Below are 1,336 nucleotides of genomic sequence, written 5' to 3'. Positions count from 1 at the left end.
GTCGTTGCCGCCGTAGATCGAATCGCCGTCGGCCCCGCCCCACAGCGTGTCGTTGCCGGCGCCGCCGCCGATCCGGTTGATGCCCGGCCCGCCATAGGCGAGGTCGGCCCCGGCCCCGGTCCAGATCTCGTCGGCGCCCAGCCCCGCGCCGATCCGGTCGTCGCCGTCGCCGCCGTAGATCAGGTCGTCGCCGGCCCCGGCCCAGATCGTGTCATTGCCGGCCCCGGCGCCCAGCGAGTCGTCGCCGTCGCGGCCCTCCAGCCGGTCACCGCTGGCGGTGCCCCGGACATAGTCGCCAAAGGCGCTGCCCAGATAGGTGACGGGAACCGCCAGGCCCAGGAAATCCGCATGGCCCGGGTTCGTGGCGGCGGTGGCGTCGTAGGTGATCGGCGCCGAGGCGTTCATCAGCGCGTCGAAGGCCGACCAGTCGTCGAAATCGACGATATCAATCAGCGCATCGACGAAGGCGACCGCGCTCCAGCTGATGCCCTCGACGCGGGCCACCGTGGTCCCGCCCTGGCGGAAGGTGACGCTGTTGATCGTGCCCCCCACCACGTCCTCGCCGCGGAAGGCGAAGCCCGTGCCGTCAAAGGTGGTGACCGCGCCCAAGACGATGTTCCGGGTCACGATCTGCGGCGCGCTGGCGCTGAGGATGTCCAGCGGCAGGTCCGAGCCGGGAACGGCATTGGGATCGAGAAAGGCAGTGTCGACGAATTAGTAATCCGGGCCGAAGAAATAGATGTTCATGAAGCGAGGCTCCCCCCATTGGCAAAATGCAACAGGGCCGCCCCGCCGGCGGCGCGGACGGGACAGCCCGGGAAAAGGTTAACGGCCGAATGCGCCGCCCGCCAAGTTTTTTCCCGCAGGATCCCCCGTCAGGCGCTGCGGCGGGTGCCGCCCGCGCGGGCCCCTCAGACGATGAGGATGTCGTCGATAAGGCTGGCGGTGCTGGTGATGCCGGACAGCACCAGCACGTCGCCGCCGCCGAAATCGAACACCGTGTCGCCGGCGGTCACGGTGGCGAAATCCGCCACCACCTGGCGCGCCGTCAGGGTGCCGCTCCACAGGGCGCCGCTCAGCCGCAACGTGTCCACGTCGTCGGTGAAGCCCAGCACGAGGTCGCGCCCGGCACCGGCTCCGAAGACGAAGGTGTCGGCCCCGCCGCCGCCGCCCAGCGTGTCGTCGCCGCCGCCGCCGCGCAGCAGGTCGTCGCCGTCACCGCCCCAGATATTGTCGCCGCCGCCGCCGCCGCCCAGTGCGTCATCGTCGTTGCCGCCGTAGATCGAATCGCCGTCGGCCCCGCCCCACAGCGTGTCGTTGCCGGCGCCGCCGCCGA

1 protein-coding gene and 1 pseudogene are annotated in these 1,336 nt (G+C 70.9%); both read right to left on the bottom strand.

Annotated elements, in window-relative coordinates:
* Window positions 1–627 (bottom strand): calcium-binding protein (locus tag KCI33_RS18115; RefSeq protein WP_349252226.1); only part of this gene is annotated, 627 nt, incomplete at its 3' end.
* A 284-nt stretch (window positions 628–911) separates the two neighbouring features.
* Window positions 912–1,336 (bottom strand): annotated as a pseudogene (locus KCI33_RS17810) (peptidase); the annotation flags it as partial.

This window comes from Actibacterium sp. MT2.3-13A (assembly GCF_018139985.1).
GTDB lineage: Bacteria > Pseudomonadota > Alphaproteobacteria > Rhodobacterales > Rhodobacteraceae > JAGSOU01.
Note: the sequence above shows the minus strand (reverse complement) of the source record. Positions and strands in the feature narration are given on the sequence as shown.